This window comes from Aeromonas sp. QDB25 (genome assembly GCF_027707725.1).
GTDB lineage: Bacteria > Pseudomonadota > Gammaproteobacteria > Enterobacterales > Aeromonadaceae > Aeromonas > Aeromonas caviae.
Genome location: NZ_JAPCIZ010000022.1, coordinates 26,382 through 52,313 on the forward strand (window position 1 = coordinate 26,382; position 25,932 = coordinate 52,313).

A 25,932-nucleotide genomic window follows, 5' to 3' on the forward strand; every position below is an offset into this window, starting at 1 on the left:
ATCACAGAGGCTCAGCTAGGGCCGCTATTACCCCTTACTCCCAGTTCGACTTGTTCTTGTTGACTGCCTGATACACAAGGTCATTACGGCGGGCCAGCATCTCATCGATGCGCCGGCGCTTCTCTTCTGCGGTCAGTGTGCGGTCGCGCTGGATCAGCTCGATCTTGTTGCGCACCACCCGGACCTGCTGCTGAGTGCGGCTCAGGCTGCGACGCGACTTCAAGATCCCGCCCTGCTCCTCCAGTAGCTCGTTCGCCTTGTCGGTCAGCCCTTCACTGCGGTACTGGTCAACTGTGCGCTTGAGCTGGTTCACCTCGTTAAGCATCCGGTAGAACTCCTCCATGTGCTGCGTGGACTTTGCAGGGCCAGTGCCGCGATACACGGCTTTCACCAGCGGGATCTCGTCAGCACGCCAGCTGGCAGACTCGCCCGGGCGAGATGCCCTGATCAGGCCGTCAGCCGTGGCCATCACATAGCTGCCGATCGTGCCCGTGTAGCCGATCAGCAGGTGCTCCAGCTTTTTGGGTGACATACCCAGGGTTTCGCCAAGCTCACGCATCATCAGACTGGTCTGCTCGTTGTAGCGAGCCTCCGCCTGCACTGCGAGGTCCTGCGCGTTCTCGATGGGGATGCCACGGAAGGCATCGTAGTTGAAGTAGGATTCCACCAACGGCTTGACGATCTGCGGCGTGGGGTTGAGCGCGAACGTTTCACCGACCGCCCTGGCTATCGCCTTGCCGAGTTGCGCGCCAGTGTCCTTCCCGCCCATGGCGCGCACCATGCGCTCCGGGATGGTGCCGAACAACACCCCAATCTCGAACGGCTTGGGGATGCGGAACTCCTCATCCCCAATCCAGAAGTGCCAGTTCGCATCCTTGTCCCAGTCCGGCAGCTTCTCATAGCGCTCGTCATCCCAGTTGAGGGCCAGCAGCGCCAGGCTTGCTGCCGTGATCATGCCGGCACGCTTGGCGATCTCGCGCGGGTTGTCGCGCAGCTCACGGCTCAGCTTGCCGAGACCCTGGACCCTGGCATTGAAGAACGGCAGCAGTTGGGTCATGACCTGCATGGTGCGTGAGGCACCCAGCATGGAGAAATCCATCAGGTCCTTCGACTCGAACGCCGCCTGGGCGTGGCTCTTGCCAGCCTTGATGGCTGCGGCATAGACCGCCTCGCGGTTGGCATTCTCGAAAGCCTCGCCATAGCGGTTGTACTTCTCCCACACATTGGCAACCACGCCCTTTGCCTGAGCGGCGTTGCGGATAATGCTCTTTTCGTAGCGGGCGATTTGCTCCGGGGTCATCCCCTTGCGTCGCAGCGACTTACGCACGGTATCGGCCATCGCCTCTGGGTCATTGCCATTCACGTAGCCGCCCAGGAAGGAGGCTCCGCTGAACATCACATCAATGGTACTGCCGTCCATCGCCAGGGTCTTTTTCACCCCCTTGATGGAGTCGATCACCGGCCTGAAGCCGTCTTTGCTGATCGCCCAGCTGGAGAGTGAGTCGCGCAGGAAGTTGCGCAGCATGAATTCGGGAGATGCAGTGACCCCAGCAGTAAGCAGGCGCTTGGCCTTGGCCGCCACATTGACCATGGCGCTGAACGGCTTGCGGTCGAAGAAGGTCATAGCGCGATAGAGGTCCGGATCCTCAACCCGGATCATGTAGTCCTCCCCCTCCAGCTTGACCATGATCCTGTCTTTGCCATTGGCAAGGGCCTGGTAATCCATCTTGTTTGGCTTCGGAATGACCTCGATGATGCCGGTATCCGCCAGGTTCCAAACCGTCTTCTGGGCCGCCATGTTCTTCATGGACGCGTCGATCAGCTTGGAGGTGGAGGTGAAGATGTTCTCGAGCAGGTCGTTGGTGTTGGCCTCCCCGCCCTTGAGCTTCTTGATGCCGGAGTTCTGGTTGGCAATGCCCTTCGTCTTGAAGGGGGCGATCACGTCGCCGTCATCTGATTCACGGAAGAACGGGATGTACCATTCGCTTTCAAACTCGGCCCGCGCCTCTTTGGTGAAGAGCCCAGCTTCTTGTGCCAGGTCCAGGGTTGCGGCATTGAGGCGGTTCCAGCGGGCTTTGGCATCAAGGAATTTGGCCTCCTTGCCCTTGCCTTGCCCCTTGAGCGCCGCAATGTCATTGGCATCGAGCAGGTTCTCTCTGCCCTGCGCCATCAGCAGTTCCGCCCGGTGACCAGCCATCCAGCCAAGCCAGTTGTGCAGATCAGCTCCCAGGTCGGCAAAGATGCCCAGCAGCGCGTCTTTCTCGCCGGTACCCGCCTTGCGCTGGATCACCCCGTCATTCCACTCCGGCAGACCATAGAGCATGGTCGCCTGCATGGTGGAGGCGGCCCCCGTCGCCATCCGTGCCGCCACATAACCGGAGTCTGCGGCATCAGTAATGCCGGCAGCCTCCTCGGCGTATTTGATGGGGGCCAGCGCGTCGAGCACCTCGGTGTTGGCTTTCTTGATGACGCGATCGATCCATGAGCTGACCACACCTCGGTCAACTTGACGGAGCTTGTTCAGGCTGGCCTTGGTCTTGTCGATGATGTCGGGCTTGGGGCCCAGGTTGAGCTTTTGCAGCGCTTCGTCGGCCGCAGAATTGGTTTGACTGAACTTCAGACCATCAGGTGGGAAAGGTCCATCGTCTCGAGCGCTTTCTTGTTCGCTTCGTGACGGCGCCGCATGTCCTGCCGCAGCGACTCGATCTCTGATTTTGTCAGCATCCTTGGCAAGATCTCCTCTGGAGAGTATATTTGAGTCATAAACCCGTTCTGGTGAACCACGCTTGGGCAATTGGAGCCCTTGGGTCGTACCGAGCGGGTTTTGTTTTTCTTTGGCATACCTCAGCAATCCCTCTTCTACCCAGCCCATCAGCACGCGATGGCTATTGTCCTTCCCATAGATGCTGGCAATGCGGTTGATATCAATACGCCCCGCCTTGGCATTCAAATGGACTGCAGTAATAATCGGGCGGCCTGACACATCACGGGCATCGATCAAGATAGTCTTCGCGCCCTGCTCAGTTTTGGAATCGAACACTGCGATCGGATCATGCAGCAGCTCAGGCAATTGTTCAATCACTGGCATGGGTACATCATGTTTGACCCCGTTTGTGGCTTTACGAACAATGTCCCGGGTAATCCGTAGCGGCAGGTCGGGCGCACCAACGGCTTGAAGCACGAGTGGTGTGCGTCCCATCTCGATAACCAGCTCCCCGCTTTTTGGTGACGTCATCACCTTGCTTAGTTGCCGGCGATATTCCTCTGCCTCTCCAGGATATGGTTTGAATGTATCCTCACCAAGTTTCTCCTCTTGGCTAAATTTCTTGCCGCCAGAGCCTCCGTCTTCCTGTCCAGTTCGCCGCAACTGCTTACCCAGTCCTTCGATAAGGGATCGCGTCTCCGCAGCGGTGATGCCATCCGGCACGAAGCCAACGGCGCGCAGCGCCCGGGTGACCCAGGCCACGACCCGATCCCAGCCACGGCCCCAGGCCCCCTGTTCCAGTTCGGCGAGGTGAGCCACCACCTCTTCGGCCTTGGTGCCGATGTCCTCGTCGGCGTAATGGGTGTTTACCCAATCCCACACCGGCTTCATGCTGGGGTCCTTCTGGGACTGGATGAGGCGGCTCATCAGCTTGGTGTATTCCCCGTCGCCCAGCACGTTGGCAAGGCCATAGTGGGCCAGCACTTCATGGCGCAGGATCTCGCGCATTCGCTTGGGGTTGGCGATGGTGTCGGCGGCCACATGCAGGGTGCCGCTGTCATCATCAAAGGCGGCGCGGCGGATCAGGCCATCTTGTGCCGCCAGCCCCAGCGCCTTCTCCAGCTCTGCCTGGGTGGCGTGGATCTGCACATCAATGCCACTGGCGCCCCGGTACTGCTTGAACCACTCCTTTGTTACCAGCTCCGCCTCTTTGCGGGTCAGGTGTTTAGCAGGTCGCATCCCTTGTGACATGGCTTGCTTGGAGAAGCGGATCCGACCATCGATGGCGTTGGAGATGATCTTGCCCGGGTTGGAGCGCGCACCCACGATGGCCACCAAGCCGTCATGGCCGGCGGCCTTCAGGCGCTGATCCTGCTCCTTCAGGGTCTTGATGAAGTTGGGTGCGTCGATCTTGCCCATGGATTGCAGGTAGCGGGCCAGCTCGGCATTCATGCTCTTGCGCAGACTGGCCAGCAGATTGGGCTGCCCGTTGCTCTGGGCGCTGGCGTAGTCGGCGATCATGCCTTTGGCCTTGCCCCATGCGTAGTTGAACGACTCTTTCCCGATCACCTCCTTCGGGCGCAGCTTCTTCAGCTCTCCGCGCAGAGCCGTGATGCGGTCTGACTGGTCTTTGTGGTGGGCGGCTTGGCGGCGGTTCTCGGCGTCCTGGGCGGCGCTGCTCTGGGCCTTGCGACCAGAACGGCCGGTGATCGCCCAGCTCGGGTTTTTGATGCCGTCGCGCATCAGCTTGCTGGCGTTGATGGCCTCCTCATTGGCCCAGGCTTGCACTTCGTCCTCGGCTGCCGCTCTCTGCTCGGCTGTAACCAGCAGCCCTGCGTCATTCAAATCATTGAGGATCCGGCCTACACCAGTGCTTATTCCGCTGGCAAAGTTCACACCATGGCCGCGATGAGTTGCCTGGTTGTAGAGGCGCTGCTGCTCCTCGTCGATGGTTGGGATGCGAATCTTTACCCCGCTAACCTCTACGACTGCAGAGGTTAGTTTTCCTGCGCCTTTTGCTTGGCCTTCCCCAGCAGATCCAGAAACGCCTGTGTTCTTTCCGTGGTCATTCCGTGGTCCCGAGACCCCAAAAAAATCTTGGCTGGGTCGTAATGCTGACTGCTCTCGCTCTTTTCTGGTGCGGTACTCTCTTTCTTGGGCATTGATTGCCTCCTCTGCGCTAATAGGGTCTGATGGCTTTCCGGTTAGCAGATCTGGCTGACCGGCATGCTTGGCCGCATGATTGAGCATATCAAGAATGGCTCCAATCGTCTCAGTCATGCGCTTGGCACTCCTGCTGGCGTCGGCCAGCATTTCAGCCATAGCGCCACCCGCCCGGCTTATACCACCGCTAACCATGTCGCCTTGATTAACAATCTCAGATATTGCCTGGTGATTGCGCCTTGCGTCGCTCATCACCGTAACGCCTTCTGCCAAGATGTTTGACAGATCGGCAGCATGCTCAGGCATTGCACTTCTCAGCTCTGCCATTTTACCGGCGTTGTTCATTAGCGCCCCAATCAGGTTTTTACCAACCTGATCGCTATCCCCAGTGGCAGCCTTTAGTAATGATGCGTTGTCATACCCATACGCAAAGATTGCCGCAGATACCCTGCGTCGATAGGCATCATTCCAGCGACCTCGATCATCCTTATACTGGTTGAGTGTGTTTTCACCGATCGCCCTGGCAAATGCGTTAAGGAATGGCTCGTTGCTCATGGCTAGCAAGTCTCCACCCTCTGGAATGTTGAGCATGCCCATTAGCTTGTCATCAAGTTTTCCAGCATCGACATTGGCGTCCTCGCTGGCTGAATTTGCCATCTTTGCGTCAGTGTTTGAGTCAACCACAAAGTCACGGCGCTCAGCCTCGCTCATTTCGGTAAGGCGCTCGCGCACCAGTACCGGCTGACTCATTGCGGCCACCTCGTCAGGACTAATACCAAAGTCCTCTGCATGCTCCATAAGCCACTCGCGATATGCGTCAGCGCTGCCCTGGCGATAAGCCTGCTGCAAGCCTATTGTGCGGCCGTTGCCACTTTCCACAATGCCGTCACGCACGATTGGTGCGCCACGATCTGTTTCTGGGCTGGCTCCTAGCCGCCGCCCCTCTGGGTTGTTGGCAATCTGCCGCACCTGCACCTGGTATGTGCTCTTGCTGCGGTCTCTCGGCTGCAGCTCCTGCGGATAATGCCTGTTTACGGTCCCGTCAAACTCATGCGATGCGACCAGATCTCCAGACTCCATCAGGCGATATTGCACTTCCACTGGCTTGCCCTTTGGTGTGTGCAGGGTGGCGCGAGTGCCAGCCTTGAGCTCAGGTCCTTTCACCGCATCAACCGGCTTTTCAATGGTGATGATCTTGGTGCGCACGCTGGTTGGGTTGAGCGAATCCTTAAATGCCCCCTCCGGCATCATCTCCTCGCTGGCGCCAAGGTCGTCAAGCCACTCGCGGAACGCTTTGTTTTTCTTGTTGCTGCGCTGGCCAGCCATGCTGGATACGATGGCAGCCAACCGCCCGCCTGGTTTGAGGTGGCCAAAGGCATGGCGCACATGGTCAATATCCATGTCATTGGAGAATGGCGGGTTCATGACCACAGCGTCATAGCGCTGGGATGGCGTTGTCTCCATAAAGTCATTACCGACCAGAGAGAACCCCTTTTCCTGCAGGATGTCGCGCAGGTCGCTAGCCACCTCCACGGCCTCCACCGTTGCCCCTGCATCCCGGGCGGCCTCTGCCAGCATGCCGTGACCGGCAGATGGCTCGAGTACCACCATGCCAGGCTCAATACCAAGGCGATCCACCAGGTCGGCTGCGTACTCTTCCGGAGTGGGGAAGAAGTCGATAAAGGCGTTGCGGTTGTTCAGCAACCGACGCTTCAATGCGTTGGTTTTTTCTGTCACCGGATCCCGCTGCGGTGCCGTCTCATTCAGCCCGCGCTGCAGCCTGACCAGCTCACGCAATGCCGCGCGCAGTTCGGTGTGATTGGTAATGCCCATGCGCTCCAGGCGACCATACCCGGCGATCTGATCCTTGATGGTGCTGGTGCTGTAGTCATCACTACCAGTGACATACGCCTTGAGCTTGGCAATCAGCTCCGGATCGCTCAGGGTTGTGGTCTTGTTATCCCTGTTTGCCGCAGCCTTAACCAGACTCATTACCTTGGCGCCAGCCTGCTTAAAGCCGCTCGAGCCCTGCATCTTTATGGCCACCTCACGAAGCCGATCGGTGTGGTAATCCATGCCGGGCATGGATACCCCCTCCACCATCTGCTCAGGGGTTGCCTTGTCGCTCCAGGAATAACGGCTGCTGTCATCGCGATTGATCACTCCATCGCTCACAAGCGCATCAATCTTGGTGGCTGGCAGCGACCACAGCCCACGATTGAGCGCCGACTGCAACTCTTCAAGTTGCGCGCCGTTGGCAAGGTTGCGCAGGTAGGTGATCTCCCCGTTCTCGATGCCGGTGGCGATAGCCTCAAGCAAGCCAGCAAAACGCAGGTCTCGCTCGGCGTTGGTTCTAGCGTTGGCCGCCATGCTTGCGCGGCGTGCGGTATTCTCCTTGCGAGCGGCATTAAACACCGCCTCCGCTTTGGCTCTCGCTGACGCAGCGCGATTGCGCAGAGCCTCCACCTGCTTGGACTTGCCAGCCGGCTGAGCCTCGCTATCAGTAGACTGATCAGGTGCAACCTCTGGGCTAGCCCCGCCAACCTCACCACCCAGCCAGGCACGGAACTCGGTCGCTTTCTCTTCGCTCTTGAACTGGAAGCCTGGCACGGCACCCTTGCCGCGGAATGACGAATACCAGCCGCCAAGTGTCTTGGCGTGAGCATTGATGCGATTGTAAGCATCTCGCTCAACCCGATCCCCCATCTGCACAACAAACAGATCATCGCCAGTCTTGGTGTGCTTGGTCTTGATGATGTCGCTGGAAGTGGCAGAGGGGGCAGTCTCATTTCCCTTGGCACTGCGCTCCTGCTCCCTGCGATCTAGGTTGCGAGCAGCAACCATATCCTCATAGCGGACACGCTGCTCCTGTGTCAGCTTGTCAATCCCTCGCCGCTCTATGAACGCCTTAAAGTCATCCAAGGTTTGCGGGTCGGTTAGAGATCGCTTGAGCTCTTCCCGGCGCCGCTGCATCTCGGCAACGTCGGACAACTGCTTGTCACGAAACAGCTGATACCGCTCAGGGGTGAGGCCATCCAGCGCCTTGGCTACTCGCTCTTCGATACTCTGTCTGGCGCCGCCGATGGCATAGGTCTCGCTGATGGTATTGCCATCACCATTGGCAGCCCAGCGCAGATCACCGATCAGCTGGTTGTATGCGGCCTCGACCACGACGGCCTTTTTGTCATTTTTGTAGCGGGCAGCATTGAAGCGGCTCATCTGATCAAGCAAATCCTGCTTGGTTTTCTTTTCCAGCTCAGCCCGCAGGGAGGGGGCGTTATCCAGAGCGGAACGGCTCATCGCTTGAAATTCAGAAAACTCCATCTCGCCAGAGAACAGGCGACGCTTCGCGGCGTGGTAATCCGTTGCGCTCTTGGCGCCGCGCCAGTCGTTGGCTGGCTCGATCTGCTGCGACTTGGCTCCCGACCCCGCGGTATCGCGGTCGCGGCGCATCTTCATGTAAACGCCAAGGCGCAAGCGTTCCTCACCAACCTGGCGAGCACCTTCATTGGATACAGCAGCCCCAGTGCGGCGGCCGCCATTGCCGTTGAACTCGCCAGAGCCTGATTTTTGCAAATCGCCAACCTCGCCACCAAGTCGCTGGTACTCTGCTTCAAGCTCGGGAGTTGACATCTTTCCGTAGCGGCGATCCATTTCACTAAACAGCTCTGCGTCTGCCTGTGCGAACCGCTCATCCCTGGTGGGCACAGGCTCGCCTTTGGATACTGCCTTGCGGTATGCCTCCTCGGCACGCTCAATGGCGGCCTCCTTGGTGTTGGCAGTAAACCAGCCTGCGCCTACTGCAGAACGATACTTCCAGTGCCCGCCATGCTCTTTTAGCAGGTCGCGATCTCGCAGCTCTTCCTCGCCAATACGGCCAGAAACAGCAGCCCCGGCATCTGTGGCCGGGGCTGTCAGTGTTGGGTCATTTTGCTGCTGTCCGTCAGGTACAGGTGCAGGCGCAGCGAGATCTGCCCGATCTCCGGATCCAGCTCGGTCGGTGAGTCCGGCAACGGCTGGTCCAGCGCCTGCTGCAGCCGGTTCGCCTGCGCCAGGCTGATCACCTGATCGCTCACTGCTGATTGCAGGTATCGGGGTAACTGGCTCATTGCTCACCTCTACTTGGGGTTGGTTGCCGGGGATCACCTCGCGGTATCCGGTATCGATAGCTGGTACTAATTGGCTGGCCTCGCCCGCTGTGGCAGACGGTGCCGGAACTGTGTCAGCGCTTACGTTTTTGGCTGGCTGATCAGATGGTTGACGCATGTCAGCGACATTGATGTCGTCTACTTGGGACGGGGTTGCTTGCGCGCCGCGCGGGGCCATGCTTGCTACGGCGCTTTTGTCGATAACTACATGCTCTGTCTGGCCGCGCGGGTCGGTGCCGGTGACCACACCATATCCCTGACTCACCAACTCGTTGATGTAGCTTTCAGAAAGGCGGGTAATATCCCCCTGCTTGTGCAACACCTTGGTGCCAGGCTTAATCTTGACATCGTACAGGGTGGGCGTGCCGCCCATCATATCGGCGTAGGCTTGCGCTTGGTGCGCGTCCTGCTCGCTGGTGCCATAGAAGCCACCATAGACACGGCCCTTTTTGCCCTGCTTCTGACCACTTGCGCGGACAATCTGAATATCCTGCTCGCTCATGCCTGGATTGCCGGAACCATGAACGATCACCATGCCATTTTGCGCGATCTCAGTCTTTCCGTCTTGGCGATCCTGCTGGGCCGAATTGCTTGACGGTTGCTTGACTGCGCCCTGCTGCGCTTGGGCCTGTTGCACCTCACCGATAGCCGCTACCCCAAAGCCACCTCCATTGAGCGGCACCGGCATCTCCTGGCCCTTGCGGCTGGCCATGGCCGCCTCTTTCTCGGTTGCGAACGGCTTGCCTTTGCGGGTAATTCGGAGTGTCTGGAGCGGGCCAAATACCGAATCGGTGGCAATGCCTGCCTGCTCGATGGACTGCGCCACCGGGCTGCGCGGATCGCGGGTGGACTGCTCGCCCATGCTGGTATCGACCTGATCCCGTGACAGCTTGGGCGGGGTATAGGCGCTATTGCGCGGGTCCGCGCCCGGCGTGCCCCCGGCAAAGAGGGTCTCTGACTGACCGATCTTCAGGGGCTGGTTGTTCAGCTCGCGCTCACGGCGGGCCAGATCGGCGGCCCGTTGCTGCTCGGCGCGCAAGTCATTGCCATAGACCACATTGCGGTGCGGCAACTCGTTACCCACCTCGCTGGCCTCACCCTCAATCACCGCGCCCGGCAGCTCGCCAGCGGGCTTGGTGGAAGATGCCTCTGGCGGCAACACATCCCCCTCCTGCCCACTCTGCCAGCGAGTACGCTCTGCGCCGCGGAACTGGGGGCCGGTGCCAGCCTGCTTGTCGTCAAAGTGGCCTTCCTTGGTCATCCCCCGAGCAGCATTGGCGTCACCGGCAAAGATCACATCCTTGAGCGGCAGGGCTGGGCGCTGGTTCTCCATGGCTACCTGCTGGGCGCTCTTGTTGCCTGCGAACGGGTCAAGCCCAAGCTCACCAGCCTGAGCTCGCTCATAAAGACTCTTGCCCTGATCGCCAGCCTGCATCTGGGAAGCAACCAGCTCCTGCACTGACTGGCCAAACTCACCAGCCAGGGCGCGCTGCACCTCGCTATCGGCAGCCATGCCCTTGAACCGCGCTGCGGTATCGTCGCGGCGCAGGTAGGCCGGCACATCACGCAGCTCGTCAAACTGGCTGGCGCTGGGGCCGAGCGGATTCAGCTCCCCCTCGGCCTGCGAGGCGGAGGGCGCCTGCTCGCCGTCTTCCAGTGGAACAGAAGCAAAGTTCGGATCCACTGCCGGACCAGCAGCGCCCTCCGTCACCGGCGCGGAAGGCTCTGCAACCGGATCGGTCCCAACGCCATCTTCCTGGCTGGCATGCTTACCGCCTCGCGCCCTACCGACAGCACCTACCGCACCACCTGTCCCCATCCCTATCAAGCCGCCCTCGATCGCGCTCGACATGACCCCCTTCATCGGGTCGATATCAGCGGCGGCCACCTCGTTGAGGGATTCGTTGACGGCGTATTGCTGCACCCCCTCCTCCAGGGTTTCGCTGATACCCTCACCTGCCGCCCCCTTGGCAGCACCTTTCAGCACTCCACCGGTGGCCGCCTTGCCAGCCAGCATCTTGAACAGCATGGCGTCGCCCATCATGGAGCCCATGGCGGCAGCTCCCCACACCTTGGCGTCGCTCATAGTGGCTCGGCTGGCCAAGTTGGCCGTTTCCTCACGGGCCAGCCCCAGCTTTTCCTCATCAGAGAGATGGGCGGTCTGTTGATCCTGGTCGATGCGAGTAAACGACTGGCGGAAGGTATCGCTGCCCGCCAGCTCGTCAAAGCTCATTCCCAGCACAGTGTCGCGGGTGTTCACCCCGGCACTGCCCACCGATCCGGTCGTCCCGGTGGTCACAGCGGCGCCGGTGGCAATTTTGGATACTGCCTTGGCGGCGACCGCTTCGGCTACCTCCTGGGTCGCGCCACGCTTGACCATGGATGCAGTGACAGCCCGGCCGATAGAGGCTTTGGCGGCCACCCCAGTCACCCCGCCAGCGGCGAGTGTCGGTAGCAAAGAGCCAACGCCCTGCGCCATTTTCATCGCCCAGACATCGATATCCCCTGCGCCATCCCCCAGGGTCAACCGGCCTTCTGGCGTTTCATCGACCAGTCGGCGCCCCAGTGCCTCCTTGGCGTCAGCACTCATCCCATCATTCAGAGACTCTGCCCCAGATGCGGCCAGATCGCCTGCACCTGCGACCACATCCAGCAACGGGCTCAGCTTATTGGCCATATTGGCACGAGCCTGTTCCAGGTAGTCGCCCCCCTGCTTCCCGGCATTCTCTTTGCCGAAGTTGCTTGCCTGCCGTGCCAGCTCACCAATGCCGCCCACGAGATCCAGTGCGCCAGCGCCCACCCCACGGGCGACATCGCCCAGGCCGACATCAAGATCACGTTTGGCTACAGGCTCGGCTGGTTGGGGTGTTGCAGCCGCTGCGGCAGACAGGCTGCTATCGAGCGAGCTCCAGAAGGGGTCATTACGAGTGTCAGATTGTCGCGGTTGTGGCAGGGCGTCACGCAGTCCAGGTTTGTCCATGGTGTCCTCGGATTTCGAGCAAAAGAAAAGCCCCGAGCGGCGAACCGTTCGGGGCTTTTGAGATGGGGCGATCAGCATGCAGACTGATCGACGATGGAGAGATGCTAACGCTGGGGTGGGTGAAAGGCAACTAGCGGCGTGCCTGAGCCAGGCCCATCGCCTGATAGGCGTTGGCCTCGGTGTCTCGCAGTCGATTAGCTGTGACCACCGCCTGCTCAGCCTGCCTCTGCTTGGCTGCCTGCTGGCGCCAAAGCTCAAAGGCCGTATTCATCTTGGCCGGGGAATCCAGCAGACTGCTCAGTTTGCCATGTTGGTTGGCCTCCTTCACGAACTGCAGGCGCTCGGGATCGCCGCCAGTCCACTCTTTGATAGGGGTACCCGCCTCCTTATCCTCAGCTTTGGAAGTCATGCCGAAGGTGTCGGCCAACGCCGCCTTGCTCTGCTCCAGCTGGGCGTCCAGCGCATCCAGTTGTAAGTCTTTATCCTCTGCGTTGCTGGAAGAGATGCGCGCCCTGTTCTGGCCGTGCTGCTTCTCCAGCTCGGTGACCGCCTTCTTGTAACCCACCTGGTCAGGCCCAGCCGTCAGACCGAGAGAGGTGCGCAACTGATCTGCATTGCCAATCATGTGCTTGGCCAGTGCCGCCCGCTGGTAGGCAGGCTTCAAGAAGTCGTTGATGGGGATGACCTTGGGTTGATCGTCAGGTGCCGAGGTGCGGTTGTTGGTGACCGGACGCACGGCCTTGCTGCCGTCGTCATAGGTGACTTCCACTCCCAATACCACGCCACGCCCGTCCGGGGTGATCATGATGTTGTTCAACTGCTTGCCGGTGATGGTCTTGCCGCTTTCCGGATCGATGTCGCCCACGCCTTTGCTGACCTCATCCTGATAGAGGGTGCCGGCCGCCTTGATGAAGTCAGGGTTATTGACGGCAGCGTGCCCCTCGGGCGTAGTTGGATCCAGTTTTCCTTCCTGCGCCTGGCGCACCAGGTTGCCCGCATAGGTGACAAAAGTCTTGCCAGCCTCGGCGTAGTCCTGCTGCAGATAGCGCTCCGGATTGAATGAGCCTGCGCGCGGGTCGCGCACCACGCTCCAGAATTGCTGGCCCGGGTCTTTGCCTTCGGTCACAGCCTGCCAGCCAGACTGGATAATCGGCAGGTTCTCCTGCTGGAAAAGCTGCTTGTCCCGCAGTGTCTTTTGCCACTCATACTCCTGCTGCTGCCGAGCTTCCTGTGCCGCCGCTCGCCGCTCAGCAGCACCGGCTCGCGCCTCTGACGCCTTCATCTGCCGCTCGGTGAGGGCGAACTGCCTGTCATACTTGGCATCAGCCAGCTTATCGCGCCCCTCGCGGTACGCCAGCTCGCTCTGGTAGCGCTCATCTGCCACTTTCTGCCGCTCCTGCTCGTTCTGCCACATGGCATCTCGCAGGCCCATGGCCTTATCCATCCGCTCATCTTCTTTCTGGCCACGTTGATAACGGTCCATGGTGTTGAAGCCAGCCAGAAAACCTTCCGCCAATCCCGATACGCTCATCCCCACTCTCCTCAAAATAAGCTGCTTGCCAGAAAGCCCACACCCGCGCCCACTGCCGCCCCGACCGGGCCACCGACCGAAAAGCCGACTGCCGCCCCGGTGCCGATTGCGCTCATGGTGCCCTGCTTCTTCTGCGCCTTGAGTTGCTTGTTCCCCATCTCTATTTCGTTTTCACGGTTAGCCGCATCACGCAGGCCAGCCATACCCTGCTGGCGCGTTTGGGCGCCAATATCCAGAATCCCGTACCCCATCAGACCTTACCCCCTGTCTTGATTGCTTCACGCAGTCCAGCATCAGCCCCCGTCAGGATCCCCATCTGACGAGCTTGCTCCTGCTCACGCAGCCCGTTCTCGGTCCCCGCCGTCATCAGGGCCATGCGCAGACCCTGGCTGTTGTCGCCGGCGTTGCTGTCAGTGTTGACCCCCATGCGTGCATTGCGATTGGCCGTGGCCTGCTGAGCAGAGCGCAAGGCGTTGGTGTTGTTCTCGCCCACCCGGCCCAGTTGCTCCCGCAGTAGCTGGCCGTTCGTGGCCAACTCCATCAGTTCCTGCTGCTTGGGGTAGAAGCGCGTCTTCCAGTCCTGGTACTGCTCTCGGGTGATTTTGGCGTAAGTGTCTGCGGCGTAACCCATGGTTACCTACCTCCCAAATACGTTTTTGCGTTGGGGTTATAGACGCGGTTATCAGCGAGCGTCTTGGTGCTATCGAGATGTGATGCAACATCACTGTTGCTGGTAACCGCCGGCGCTTTCAGGCTGGCCAGCCCATACGAGGTGGCGGCTCCTGCCAGAGTCCCCACCAAGCCAGCTGTCGCCTGCTGGCTTTGATAAGAGCTCTGTGCGTCACTGGTTGCCTTGCGCAAGCTGGTTGTGGCCACATCGCCAATACCAGCCATAGATTCAGCCTTCTGCCCCGCGCCAATGCTCACCACATCCTTGAGCCCAGCAACATACTTGTCCTGCTGGCTGGATTGGGCCCGGTTGGCGGTGTCCGTCTGGCTCAATGCCTGGTCAGTTGCCAGGCCTTCCATTGCCTCCTGGTACCGGCCACTGGTCGGGTCTGCCCCACTGGCCGCCATGGAGTCAGCCAGCCCGGCGCGCGCCTCACCAAAGGATTGAGCAGTGCCAAGCGCTGCCGTGCCTGCCAGTTTGTCGAACTCCCCCTCGCTGTTGAGGTCATCCACCTTCTCGATGAAGATGTCCTCGTATTTCTGCAGGTCGTTCTTGTAGAGATCCCACTGTTCCATCGCTACACCGGCCGCAGCCTTCTGAGCCTCGGTCTCCTTGATTTCGTTCGAACCGCCCTTCCCCATCACCTACCCCTCACAGGTTGATCTGAAACACATAGAACCCGTCAGCATCATCCGACTGACGGACCCATCCCATTCTTGGTGCGACCTTGAGCCACCCCTTGCGCACCGAGTGGAAGCGCAACCAGCGTGCCCCTATCAGGCGCGCCAGGCGCTTCACTTCCGGCAAGTGCCGCTCAGGCGCCCTGCCATCTCCCCACCCCACCCAGACCAGGACACCGATCACGCCATCTTCTGCCTGTGGCTTGAGCACAAACCCGTCATCGCCACGCACAAACAAAAACGCCATCCGGTTTCGGATGGCGTCTTGCAGTTCGACAGATAGGCCAGGGTTACCTGTGTCCGTTGAAATACGGGTGATAGGGTTTCGAACCATGCTCATCATGCCAAACACACGATCGATAAACAGGAGCTCGAAGCATAGGCGTAATCTTTATTATCTCGGTCATAGCTGATCGTGTACGCTTGGTTGGCTGCCAGCAAAAACTCAAAATTCTTGTTCATTGTCGATCCCTGGCCGATACCGTAATCTCTCGCGGTCAAGGACCCCCTTTCTACGCCATTGATGTAAACTCGCGCTGTCGTAGTTGATGACCCACTTGAAACGGTCAGCATAAAAGTACATTTTCTGGCAAATGGCATCGCAGGTAACTGTACTGGGGAGGCTGGATTCAAGGCATACGTCCTGACAATGTCACCCACAATTTTCTGTGCATAGACAGTCCCCTTCACTTCACAATCCTGCTCAATCGTGCAGTTGTTCATGGTCATGTTCTTCACATAACCACCTTCTGCACGAAGACGATTGGTATAGATGCTGCCGTCCGCATAGATCATCGTGTACCAGCCGAATCCCCAGCCGCCATAAGGGCCACCCTTACCAAATCCAGCTGCACCGTGAGCCATAAAGGCGTTGCCCATATCGATCTGGCCACCGTTAATCAACGGGGTTGTGATGCTCGCCCCGGCCTTGATGTAGTCGGCGGTGATCTTCTCTGACTGGATGATCTGGATGGTGGCCTTTCGGATGATGGCCTCGGCAATCACGGCCTGCCCGTTGTCGATGGCAAACAGCGGCGCCATGGGCGTTGAGCTATTCGGGTTGAATACGAACACCTGAGAGGCAGAGATAGCCACCTGACTCGTGCCGTCAGAGTTTGCAATCAACCCTATCCCGGCAGTGATCTGGCCCGCGCTGGCTTTCGCTGTCCACATGGCCTGGGCACCATTTTGCAAGTCGGCAATAGCTTGGCTCTGGAGTTGAACGGCGGCGGCATTGGCTGCAATCCTCGGGTCGTCAGTGGCAACCCAAGCAGTACCACTGTAACGATACGGCCTGTTGTTGTTGGCTGTGTCAAACCACAGATCACCGGTGCCCATCGCTGACCCTGGGGCAGTGGCTTGGAAGAACGTTTTATTCTTGCTACCTGCAACAGCAGACACCGTATCAATCTGGCTGCCGAGGGCTTGCATCGCATCGGCACGGGCGACTGACTCTGCCGTGATCTGGCCTTGGAGTTGCTGATCTCCCTGCTGATAGTTTGCCGTTACCTGCTGGATCTGCTGTGCCATGGCCGAATCTGCATCAGCCCGCGCCTTCACTTCGTCATTGATGGCAGCAGTATTTCTCGCAACACCCTGTGCGGCTTGATCAGCGCTTGCCTGAGCTGCGGCGGCGGCTTGAGCTGCATCGATCGCGACCTTGTCTGTTACTGCAACCCAGGCTGACCCACTCCACCGCTTCGGAGTGTTGATGCCGCTGGTCGTATCAATCCAGAGATTCTGAGCAAGCCGATCTGCTACTGCTGGAGCTGCTGACTGAATGAGCACCTTGCCCTTTCCATTGGCTATCCCCGCAGCAGCCGCTGCATCCTCTTTTGCCTGGTTTGCACTACTCTGGGCTCCTGCCGCAGCGGTGCCCGCCGATTCTGCTGTGGCCTTCACCTGACTCAATTGCTCAGAAAGGGACTGGTTTGCTTCAGCACTAACACGGGACACTTCATCGATGCTGGCCGCCAGGGCCTGCTCCGCCCCCTTGAACTCTGTATCCAAGGTGGACAACTGTTCAGCCAGCGCGCTATCAGCATCGCTCCGCGCCCGCACTTCAGCTGCAACAGCAGCATTCGTCGCGGCGTCCGCCGCTTTGAACTCGCTATCAACAACACTGATCCGCTGTGACAGCGCCTCATCAGCCGTCGCCCTAACCAACTGCTCATTGGTGATCTGCGCCCTGATCTCCCCATTCTCAGCATCAAACTCAGCGGTCAGTTGCTCAACAGTCCTGGCTTGCGCCTCCTGTTGATTCGCCAGCGTGCTCTGCTGTTGGAGAATGACGCCGCGAGCCTTTCGGTTCTCTCGGTCACGTTCATCCCCGGCCAAGGCACCTTCAACCTGACTGACGGCACCGACAACGATCTCCGACTCCATCTTGTCCTGGCGTTGGCTGAGCGAGGCCTCATTGCTCACCACGGCCTGCTGCAGCTCAGTGATGCTGGCTGAGTTCTCTCCGACCGTCACATCAAGGGTGCTGATCCGCTCCCCCAGCGCTCGGTCGGCATCTGCCATGGCTTTGCTCGATTCAGCGAGAGATGCAGACAGCGCCGTATCGGCGGCCTTGAACGCAGCATCTACAGTGCTGATCTGCTGGGCAAGCGCCTCATCTTTTGTTGCCCGAGCCAGCTCCTCGGCCGCAATCCTTGCGTTGGACACCTCAAGCTCGCCGCCAAAATGGGCTTCCACCTCGCTTACCCGTTTCGATATCGACTCATCGGCGGTGACCCTGGCTGATTCCTCCTGGGTGATGTTTGCGACAAGTTCGGCAGTAGCATCTGAAAGTGCGGCAGCCAGTTGATTCTGGCGAAGAGACAGCGCTTCGTTTGCCGATGCGTTCGATTGTTCAAGCGCGCTGATAACGGCGTTGGTATCCGCATTGGCAGCCTTGAACTCGGCATCAACAACACTGATCCGCTGTGACAGCGCCTCATCAGCCGTCGCCCTAACCAACTGCTCATTGGTGATCTGCGCCCTGATCTCCCCATTCTCAGCATCAAACTCAGCGGTCAGTTGCTCAACAGTCCTGGCTTGCGCCTCCTGTTGATTCGCCAGCGTGCTCTGCTGTTGGAGAATGACGCCGCGAGCCTTTCGGTTCTCTCGGTCACGTTCATCCCCGGCCAAGGCACCTTCAACCTGACTGACGGCACCGACAACGATCTCCGACTCCATCTTGTCCTGGCGTTGGCTCAGCGACTCCTCATTGCTCACCACGACCCGCTGCAGCTCAGTGATGCTGGCCGAGTTCTCTCCGACCGTCACATCGATGGTGCTGATCCGCTCCCCCAGCGCTCGGTCGGCATCTGCCATGGCTTTGCTCGATTCAGCGAGAGATGCAGACAGCGCCGTATCGGCGGCCTTGAACGCCGCATCGACAGTGCTGATCTGCTGGGCAAGCGCCTCGTCTTTTGTTGCCCGAGCCAGCTCCTCGGCCGCAACCCTCGCTTTCGCATCCTCTAGGTCGCTGCTGAACTGCGCCTCGACCTCAGACACCCGCCTCGAGATGGCCTCATCTGCGGTGACCCTGGCCTCCGACTCACTGGCGATATCTGCACTTAGCGTGTTATCAGCCTCGGTCATCTCGACGCGCATCTGATCCTGTCTCAGTGCAAGCGCAGCGTCAGCGTCGCTCGATACCTTCTCCAGTGCCTTGATGGTGGCGGTCGTCTCATCAAGGGCTGTGTCTGTAGAGGCACTCAGGTTGTCGATGCGCTGGGCCAGCGCGCCACTAGTGTCAGCAAGCACTACCTCCACGCCGCTAATCCGTGCCTGAGTATTGGCATCCCTCCCTTCAAATTTGACGTTCATGTCGGTGATACGCTTGGCTTGAGCGGACTGCTCATCCACGATCACTTGCTGCTGGGTGCGAATGGAGCCAAATGCACTGCGATTTCCCCTATCTCGCTCATCACCAGCCAGCGCTGCATCAATGGCAGCTTGGCCGACATCCAAGGCACCATCCGCCTTATCCTTTGCCAGTTCAATCTCGACCTGAATTTCATCAAACCGCCCAGCAGTGATCCCGCCCTCCGACTCGATAACCTCCTCCAGCGCTAGGATCTTGCCCTCCGCCTCGCTGGCCCTCACCTCCAGTCCGCTGACTCGCTGGGCGGCAACGCCATCGGCGTCAGCTGTCACGCGCGCCAGCTCGGTGATCTTGGCGTTCAGCTCTTCATCACTGCTGCTGATAGTGGCCTGCAGGCCATCGATGCGTTGTGCGGCCACCCCGTTGGCATCTGCCGTCACACGAGCCAACTCAGTGATCTTGGCGTCCAGTTCTTCGCTGCTACTGCTGACGGTCGCCTGCAAGCCGTCGATTTGCTGGGCCTGGGTGGATAGAGCATCGGCATGCACCGTCAGCTTGCTTTCTGCGTTGGCCAGCCTCTGGCCATGCTCATCCACCTCTTGCTGGGTGGCCTTCTGGGTCAACTCCCCTTTTGTTGCGTTTAGCTCCTGCCCAATCTGGGTGACCCGCTGTTGTTCGTCAGTGAACTCCCCCTTAGTGACCGTTTGACTCAGACTGGCATCCAGACCATTAATGCGCTGCTCCGCTTCAGTGAGACGCGAGCCCTGGCTATCCACGGTTACATTGTCGGCCTTGCTGTCAATCTGGCCGGCGACGGCATCAAGCCCCAGATGGACTTCAGTGATAGAAGTCCGCATCTCCTCGCGCACGGCATTGACCGCATCCATGGTCATGCTGCCGTTTTCTGGGTCGATGACAAACACGGCATCCCGGAACGAGTCAAAGTCGCCTTTGTACTTGTCCAGCTTGGCATTTAGGCGGTCCTGCACCAAACCGAGCTCAATGCTCGACATCCCAAGCTGCTGCTGGGCATCATCCAGCAGCTCTTGCGCTACCTTCTGGCGCTCATCCAACCCGGCCAGCTCCTGTTCGATGCCGGGGATCTTGCCCTCGATGGCGGCAATCTTAGGGCGGATCACCTCGATTTCATCAATCTTGGGGAGAATGACCTCGATTTCATCCACCTTGTGGAGAATGAGATCGATCTCATTGACCTTGGGGCGCATGACCTCGATTTCATCAACTTTAGGCTTGAGGATCGCAATGTCGAGCTGGAGTTGGGGGACTTGCTCTATTGGCCCAAGCAGCGTCTGGGCCAGGTGGCTCTCCTCTATCTTCCCCTGCAGTTCGTCGAGAATGTCCTGCACATCCCGGCTGGTTTCAGCCTCGACTCCCTGCATACCCTGGAAGGGGCCCTTGTCATCCTTGCCGTTGACAAAGCGCACCCAGTAGTAAAATTTGGCGCCCTTGCCAATGGCGTCAGAGAAGAGATTGGCCGAAGAGGTCCCCACCAGGCTGGCCTCGGCTTGGTTGTCACTCTCAGCTCGCCATATCTCGGCGTGAGCATGCCCCCGGTACTGCGGCGGATCCCACTCAACAAGGACCGTGTGAAATGCGCCATTGGCGATCACATTGACCGGAGCGTGGGGGAACTCCATCTGGCCCGGAGGGAAAAGGTCTGGGTTCTTGCCGGGGACATAAACGCCGCCAGCACCAGGGCGCAGCGTAGACAACCCCAATGCCGCCAGCTCCCGGAACGTGACGGCCTTATCAAGGCGATCGCCACGCTGCCCAGTGAGCAGCTCTACGTTCTCGGCTGTTGCGGCCTGATCACGGCCGGCGCGATATGCGGGTTTCTTGGCCATCAGTTCACCATCTCCGCCATGCTGCTCGCGAGGGTGATGCGGCTCACCACCGAGGTGCCAAAGACCTCTATCTGCCAGAACCGGCCCCGCACTGGCGGCAACCTGAACGCCCCGGGCACCAGGTTGCCAGGGGACAACTCCATCACCTGCTCCCCGTCAACGAACAACTTGATCCCGACCAGGCCAACATCCTGAGCCAACACCCGGCAGCAGCTGAAAGACGAACCCTCTGGCTCCATAAATGGCTTGGACCGCCAGACGAACTGACCATTGCTGGCGCTCCCGCCGCGCCAAATCTGCAAGCTGCGCCCCTTGGCAATGTAGAGGGAATCGCTCTCCATATCGGATACAGCCGTATCCCACCGGTTCGTCAGCTCACGCAAGTCGCCACTTTTCGGGTCAAAGATGAATGCGTGGGTGTCGGTCATGGCCACATATTTTCCCTCGTGGTGCCATGCCCGCATGGTCTCGGGCTTCATGGCGCGCCACTGCTTGCTGGTGATGACCTGCTCGGTCACCACCTGCCCACCGTTGGCGCCGATGCCGACCAGCCCGTCCGGGGAGGCATAGAGCACCACCCCATCCATGGCAACCATAGAGCGACCACTGACACAGGACTGCGGCAGTTGGCTGAGCTTCTGGGTGGTCACCGATGCCGGGCTCACACCCTGGGCAAGATAGGGGTACCCTTTGGTCCCAATCACCAAGGTGGTGTCGATGGCAGCGATCGCCACAATGTCGTGCTCAGTGGTCAGCCGGTACTTCTCCGGCCAGGCGTAGGGAAGGTAAGGCTCGCACAGGTAGAGGGAGTTGCCAGCAAACCCCGCACACATGCCATTCGCCATTTGACACAAGCCGCGCATGCCATCCGGCGGCATGGTGTAGTCGTAGGTCTCCAGCACAGCGCCCAGCTCCCCATCCTCCCGGATATCGACAAACGATGCTTGGGCAATGGGCAGCTCGGCGACCAACAGGTAATCGGCAAGGCCGCCACCTGACACCGACCGATATATCCGGCGCTTGGTGATGTTACTGTTCTGGGTTGTCGGTGGGCTCAGCATCAAGGTGACGGATGACCCTGGGATCCCGATATTCACCTTTCCGCTGACAGGGCCCGGGGGCCCCTCCTCACCCATCGCAGTAACGAAGGTATCCACGTAGAAGCGGGTTTCGTCATCTGTCAGGTCATCATCCACACCACCAACAGGTGGGGTGATGGTGCCAACCCCGACCGGAACACCTGGGGCTGGAATACCTAGTCGATACCATGCCGTCGGCCTGTTGCTGCCGCCTGTGGCTATCTGGGCATGGGTCACCTTGGGATACTCACCATCCGTGTAGTAAACCCGGCCATACGGGTCCTGAGCTATCGGGGAGCGGATGGCCTCCACCACCTTGTTCCAGGCGAACCAGTGCTGGCCATAGTGAAAAAGGGTGGTAGGCACGATGGGCAATTCCACACCAGCACTGGCGTCATCCTCCAGAGGCGAGATGACGCCATGGTCAAAATGGCAGTCGCGAGCAATCACCGCGACCTCATCAGACAAAAGATGGGGCTCCACGCGCGGCATAGTCCCTCGCATGGTGACGATATCGAGTATGGGCATGGGGATCTCAGAGAGGCAGAAACGAAAAAGCCCCGCTCGAGAGAGCAGGGCCATGATGGGTAAATCCTAACGCCGGGAGCGCCAGGAGGCAAGGCTCACATACTGGCGGGATCTGATGCCCAGACATACTGGGGAGTTTCGACAACCACGGTCACCGGCGCCAGGGCGGCGGCCAGGGCGGCGTCGGTGGTGCGCACGTTGGCGTGATAGCCCGGCACTGGCTCGCGCACCGCTATCTCCACCCCATCGACAACCTGCACCTCGCCAGTGGCGCGGGTGACCATACCCGGCGGCAGCAACTGCAGTGAGGCGGTGGGGTGATAGAGGGTGCCTGTCTCGCTGTCTTTGATAAAGCCAGCAGCGATCAGCGCTTTGGTCATGGCGGCCTTATCGGACGCTTTGAGGTTGAGGTCGATAAAGTCGGTCATGCTGCGGTCCTCAACTGGTCATTGCTGATGGGGTGCTTGCTCCACATCCTGATGTTTCGGATATGTCCATACGATGGCAGATTGAACAGGTTGCTGTTCATCAGCACGATACGATTATTGAGCGATGACCCAACACCAGACGCAGTAACGGACGAACCTGCTACGCCATCCATCATCACGTTCATGGTAAAATTGTTCATCCGCATTGCCGCTCTGCCTGACAATTTTCCGGCGACACCTGCAACGAAGCGGGGCCCCATCACGCACTGCAACAGGCCGCCGTCATTCAGCGAAATGTGCTGACGGTCCGCACCTCCTGAGTTATCAAAGTCAACCAGCAGTGAGAATCCTGCGCCAGCAACGCGACCAAGCAGGTCAAACTCAAAGGCGGCGGCGTACAGCCCACCAATAAACCGGTTTCCTGCGGCAGGTATCCACGCCTGATCTGCAGCCCGAGTTACCGCCGCGCCAGCTGTCGGGATGTAGGAGCTGGCGAATGGCAGTACTTCCAGCTGGGCTCCGTAGACAAAAAACGATACTGGGGCAGACTCCGCTTGAATAACAAACGCAGCGTTTGTACCAGCAGAGCGGGTCTGAGTTATCGAATAACGCTTCCACTCTGTGGTTAATGTGACTCGTAATCCGGTGGTTGAGTTGTGAATGCCGATGCGGATGTTCTCCCCACCAACGGCACCACGCAACCACACCGATGATGTGTAAACGGAACCATCAACTAGAGAGGATGAGAGTGGCGGGTTAGTACCCTGATATGGGTTTACTGTATCAATTCTAGTTGCGTCGTTTGCTCCGAACGGCCCAGGCTGATTATCTATCTTGGTGGCCCCAGCTCCATAAGGAGTAAACACATTGGAGTTTGTGACTATATTTGTACTCTGCCCCTCAATCAGCAGCCCCTCTTTCTCAAAGCGCGGCTCATTCGCGGCAGCTGTTTTAAGCTGGCCGTCCTTGCCGATATAGGTCGCAGTGCTGTTGCGGCTGAAATTCACCATCCTCGCCACCACATCCGACCCGACCAGCACGTCACGGCCATAACCGGTGATAAGGCGCAGGCTGTCAGAGAGTGGTGCCCACACATCAGGCAGCGGGAGGACCGACGCTGCGACAATATCGCCAGCCAGGGCCGCACTTGCTGCTGCCTTGTCCGCCTCCGTCTTGGCGCGGGCCGCCTGGCCCTCCCCTTCACTGGTCACACGCTTCCACGGGATCAGTGTTTGCTTGGTTCCATCCGGTGCAGTCACCTCAACAGTGGTGGCAGTGCTCGTCAGCAGCGCCTGGAAGGCATCGCTCTGCTGCTGATAGGCACTCAGTGTGGCGGTCAGGCGGCGGGCGAACTCAGGGACGGAATCCGAGAAAGTCGTGATGATCTCGTAGGCTTTGCCCGTGGCAGTAACGCCACGGTAGGCCTGCACCAGATACAGCTCCGTGTTGGACACCACGTAGTCCACCTCGTAGAAATCCACCGAGGTACCACTGGTGATGCAAAAAAGGTGGCCCTTGGCCACCCCGTTCTTGGTGTCTGCGAAGGTTGTCCCGGTACCGGTCACCTTCTTGTTGCCATTGGTGACGGCCACCGTACCGTCACGCTTCCACACTCCAGCCATGCTGCCCCCTTACTGCCCGGTCACGCGGGAGAAGCCTTCGGACTTGCGCTGCTCCAAGTTGGCGTCAACCTGGGTCTTTTCACCCAGTTGCTGCAGGTAGGCGTTGTAGTGGCCGACAGCCCGATTGGAGTTGGCGCTGTATTCGGAATCCTTCGAGAAGGCCCGGTACATGATGAAGTCGATAAGCGGGTTGATGTAGATGTCATCCAGATCGGCCAGCGCCGGCGTGCCCATGTTTTCCACGTCCGCCAGCACCTTAGATTGCGGCGCTACGGAGTAGATCACATCCACCTTCACTGCGGCGGCGGGGCCCGGGTAGAGATAGAAGTTCTTGGGGTCCCGATCGTCATAGGTGTAGGCGGCCACGCTGGTGCCATCCTTGCCAGCATGCCAGTCCGGGTAACTGTCATCGAGGGCGCGCCGCGGCACGAAGCGGATCACTTTGCCGTCGGCATTGCGCAGCACCTCGATCAGCCGCAGGGCATCTGCAGGCAAAGTCTGCTTGGTACCAGCGGCGCAGTTGAACTGCACGTTCTTGGTGTGGGCGTCAGGACGCATCAACACGATCGCTTTGGCAGCATCGTTGTAGTAGTCCAACAGCTCCTGCTTGGGCCAGCGAACCCAGGTGCGATCGTTGAGCAGGGTATTTACCCGCTTCAAGATCGAGTCAACGGTAACGGTTGCCATGTGTGGAGTCCTTTAGAAAAAAGTGTGTTTGCGGGGCGGGTTGTGGAATTCGACCTGGGTCGGGGCGCTGTGCTCTTTGCGGAACCGGCCAGCGCGACGCCAACCTTCGACAAACTCAGTCCGGTGGTATCCTGCCCGCTTAGGGTCAGACCAAGGGCGGTCTGGCTGGGCATAGAGCAAGGCTGCGACGCCATGGGCAATGGCATCGGCGTGATCGTGGTAGAGCTGGGCTGGGAGCTCGGTGGCGTTCTTGACCGGGGCAGCCACATACCAGATCCGCACATTGCAGAGATCAGTAAGGATGCTCAGCTCATTGGCCGACATGGCGAAGTAGTCACGCCCACTGACAAATGGCGCGCCCCCTTCTCCGGTCAGGTGCAGCACATTGCACGATGTCATCCCGCTGATGTTGCAGACCTCCACCAGGCTGCCGGCTGACGCGCTGGGCATCAGTCGGTCAAGGGTCAGCAAGGCCGACTCCCGGCAGAACGTGATGGCCGCCTCTGTGACGGCCTCACTCAGCATGACTTCGAGCGGGCCGGTGATGTGCAGCCTGACAGTGGGCAGGAACTGCTCACGCGACACCATCTGCATGCTATTCCCCCTGCTCTGCCAGCTTGGCCTTCAGGGCATCACGCACGCGCACCCGGTAATCGGGCACTTTCTCTTGCGGGCCCTGCGGCTCGATATCCAGATCTTCCCCTTCCACCAGGGTGGCCAGTTGGGCAGAGGTCATCTTGGCCAGATCGCGCTCACCGACCACCATGCTCTGCTCTTCCGCCAGGCGGGCCTGCTCGGCGGCGAGGCGCTCCTTCTCTTTGGCGGCAGCCTGGGCAGTGGTCTCCTGCCGCTCCAGCTCGCCAGCCAGTGCCTCATGGCGGATCCAGACGGTCGGGAACTCCAGCAACTGCATGGCGATGTGGCTCTCCACATCAACGGCGGTGTGGCGCGGGAACACCAGGCGGGATCCGGTGACTGTGTCTTTCTTGCTCGGCTTGTCGCCGATATAAACCACGGCAATTTTGTCGCTCAC

Annotated in this window: 13 protein-coding genes; all 13 read right to left on the reverse strand. The window is 59.5% G+C overall.

Features of this window, described 5'->3' with window-relative positions; genetic code table 11:
- Positions 1 to 34: 34 nt before the first annotated feature.
- The 13 genes from PG883_RS10090 to PG883_RS10150 all read right to left on the reverse strand — a co-directional run bounded on the left by PG883_RS10090 (position 35) and on the right by PG883_RS10150 (position 25,932).
- Positions 35 to 11,995, reverse strand: a complete 11,961-nt coding sequence (locus PG883_RS10090; RefSeq protein WP_442866372.1) for an LPD38 domain-containing protein — start codon at positions 11,993 to 11,995, stop codon at positions 35 to 37.
- Positions 11,996 to 12,125: 130 nt separating this feature from the next.
- Complete coding sequence (locus PG883_RS10095; RefSeq protein ID WP_270807170.1) at positions 12,126 to 13,526, reverse strand: hypothetical protein; 1,401 nt, start codon at positions 13,524 to 13,526, stop codon at positions 12,126 to 12,128.
- 11 nt (positions 13,527 to 13,537) lie between these two features.
- On the reverse strand, positions 13,538 to 13,777 hold the full coding sequence (locus PG883_RS10100; RefSeq protein ID WP_045789779.1) for a hypothetical protein: 240 nt from the start codon (positions 13,775 to 13,777) through the stop codon (positions 13,538 to 13,540).
- Positions 13,777 to 14,157, reverse strand: coding sequence for a hypothetical protein (locus PG883_RS10105; RefSeq protein WP_270807171.1), 381 nt, complete (start codon positions 14,155 to 14,157; stop codon positions 13,777 to 13,779). Before PG883_RS10105 ends, PG883_RS10100 begins: the two co-directional genes overlap by 1 nt.
- Before the next feature lie 2 nt (positions 14,158 to 14,159).
- Positions 14,160 to 14,837 (reverse strand): hypothetical protein, encoded by a 678-nt coding sequence (locus tag PG883_RS10110; RefSeq protein ID WP_270807172.1) that lies wholly within the window; start codon positions 14,835 to 14,837, stop codon positions 14,160 to 14,162.
- 10 nt (positions 14,838 to 14,847) lie between these two features.
- Positions 14,848 to 15,123 (reverse strand): hypothetical protein, encoded by a 276-nt coding sequence (locus PG883_RS10115; protein WP_270807173.1) that lies wholly within the window; start codon positions 15,121 to 15,123, stop codon positions 14,848 to 14,850.
- Between the two features lie 92 nt (positions 15,124 to 15,215).
- Entirely contained in the window at positions 15,216 to 20,555 is a 5,340-nt protein-coding gene (locus PG883_RS10120; protein ID WP_270807174.1) for a phage tail tip protein, read from the reverse strand.
- Positions 20,555 to 22,216: a hypothetical protein gene (locus tag PG883_RS10125; RefSeq protein ID WP_270807175.1), complete on the reverse strand. Its 1,662-nt coding sequence runs from the start codon at positions 22,214 to 22,216 to the stop codon at positions 20,555 to 20,557. The genes PG883_RS10120 and PG883_RS10125 overlap by 1 nt, the downstream gene beginning before the upstream one ends.
- Positions 22,217 to 22,257: 41 nt before the next feature.
- The gene (locus PG883_RS10130) at positions 22,258 to 22,590 is read right to left on the reverse strand and encodes a hypothetical protein (RefSeq protein WP_270807176.1); all 333 of its coding nucleotides are present in this window, start codon (positions 22,588 to 22,590) and stop codon (positions 22,258 to 22,260) included.
- On the reverse strand, positions 22,587 to 24,212 hold the full coding sequence (locus PG883_RS10135) for a phage head spike fiber domain-containing protein (RefSeq protein WP_270807177.1): 1,626 nt from the start codon (positions 24,210 to 24,212) through the stop codon (positions 22,587 to 22,589). The genes PG883_RS10130 and PG883_RS10135 overlap by 4 nt, the downstream gene beginning before the upstream one ends.
- 9 nt (positions 24,213 to 24,221) lie before the next feature.
- A complete protein-coding gene (locus tag PG883_RS10140; protein ID WP_270807178.1) occupies positions 24,222 to 24,899 on the reverse strand; it encodes a phage adaptor protein in 678 nt (225 codons plus the stop codon).
- 12 nt (positions 24,900 to 24,911) lie between these two features.
- A complete protein-coding gene (locus tag PG883_RS10145) occupies positions 24,912 to 25,493 on the reverse strand; it encodes a hypothetical protein (protein ID WP_270807179.1) in 582 nt (193 codons plus the stop codon).
- Between the two features lies 1 nt (position 25,494).
- Positions 25,495 to 25,932 carry a hypothetical protein gene (locus tag PG883_RS10150; RefSeq protein WP_103858400.1) on the reverse strand — a complete coding sequence of 146 codons (438 nt, stop codon included), beginning with the start codon at positions 25,930 to 25,932 and terminating at the stop codon, positions 25,495 to 25,497.

Bases quoted from the DNA above. Each gene is read 5' to 3' on its own strand.
- PG883_RS10090 (WP_442866372.1), bottom strand. From the start codon at position 11,995: ATGGACAAACCTGGACTGCGTGACGCCCTGCCACAACCGCGACAATCT.
- PG883_RS10095 (WP_270807170.1), bottom strand. From the start codon at position 13,526: ATGAGCGTATCGGGATTGGCGGAAGGTTTTCTGGCTGGCTTCAACACC.
- PG883_RS10100 (WP_045789779.1), bottom strand. From the start codon at position 13,777: ATGGGGTACGGGATTCTGGATATTGGCGCCCAAACGCGCCAGCAGGGT.
- PG883_RS10105 (WP_270807171.1), bottom strand. From the start codon at position 14,157: ATGGGTTACGCCGCAGACACTTACGCCAAAATCACCCGAGAGCAGTAC.
- PG883_RS10110 (WP_270807172.1), bottom strand. From the start codon at position 14,837: ATGGGGAAGGGCGGTTCGAACGAAATCAAGGAGACCGAGGCTCAGAAG.
- PG883_RS10115 (WP_270807173.1), bottom strand. From the start codon at position 15,123: ATGGCGTTTTTGTTTGTGCGTGGCGATGACGGGTTTGTGCTCAAGCCA.
- PG883_RS10120 (WP_270807174.1), bottom strand. From the start codon at position 20,555: ATGGCCAAGAAACCCGCATATCGCGCCGGCCGTGATCAGGCCGCAACA.
- PG883_RS10125 (WP_270807175.1), bottom strand. From the start codon at position 22,216: ATGGCCCTGCTCTCTCGAGCGGGGCTTTTTCGTTTCTGCCTCTCTGAG.
- PG883_RS10130 (WP_270807176.1), bottom strand. From the start codon at position 22,590: ATGACCGACTTTATCGACCTCAACCTCAAAGCGTCCGATAAGGCCGCC.
- PG883_RS10135 (WP_270807177.1), bottom strand. From the start codon at position 24,212: ATGGCTGGAGTGTGGAAGCGTGACGGTACGGTGGCCGTCACCAATGGC.
- PG883_RS10140 (WP_270807178.1), bottom strand. From the start codon at position 24,899: ATGGCAACCGTTACCGTTGACTCGATCTTGAAGCGGGTAAATACCCTG.
- PG883_RS10145 (WP_270807179.1), bottom strand. From the start codon at position 25,493: ATGCAGATGGTGTCGCGTGAGCAGTTCCTGCCCACTGTCAGGCTGCAC.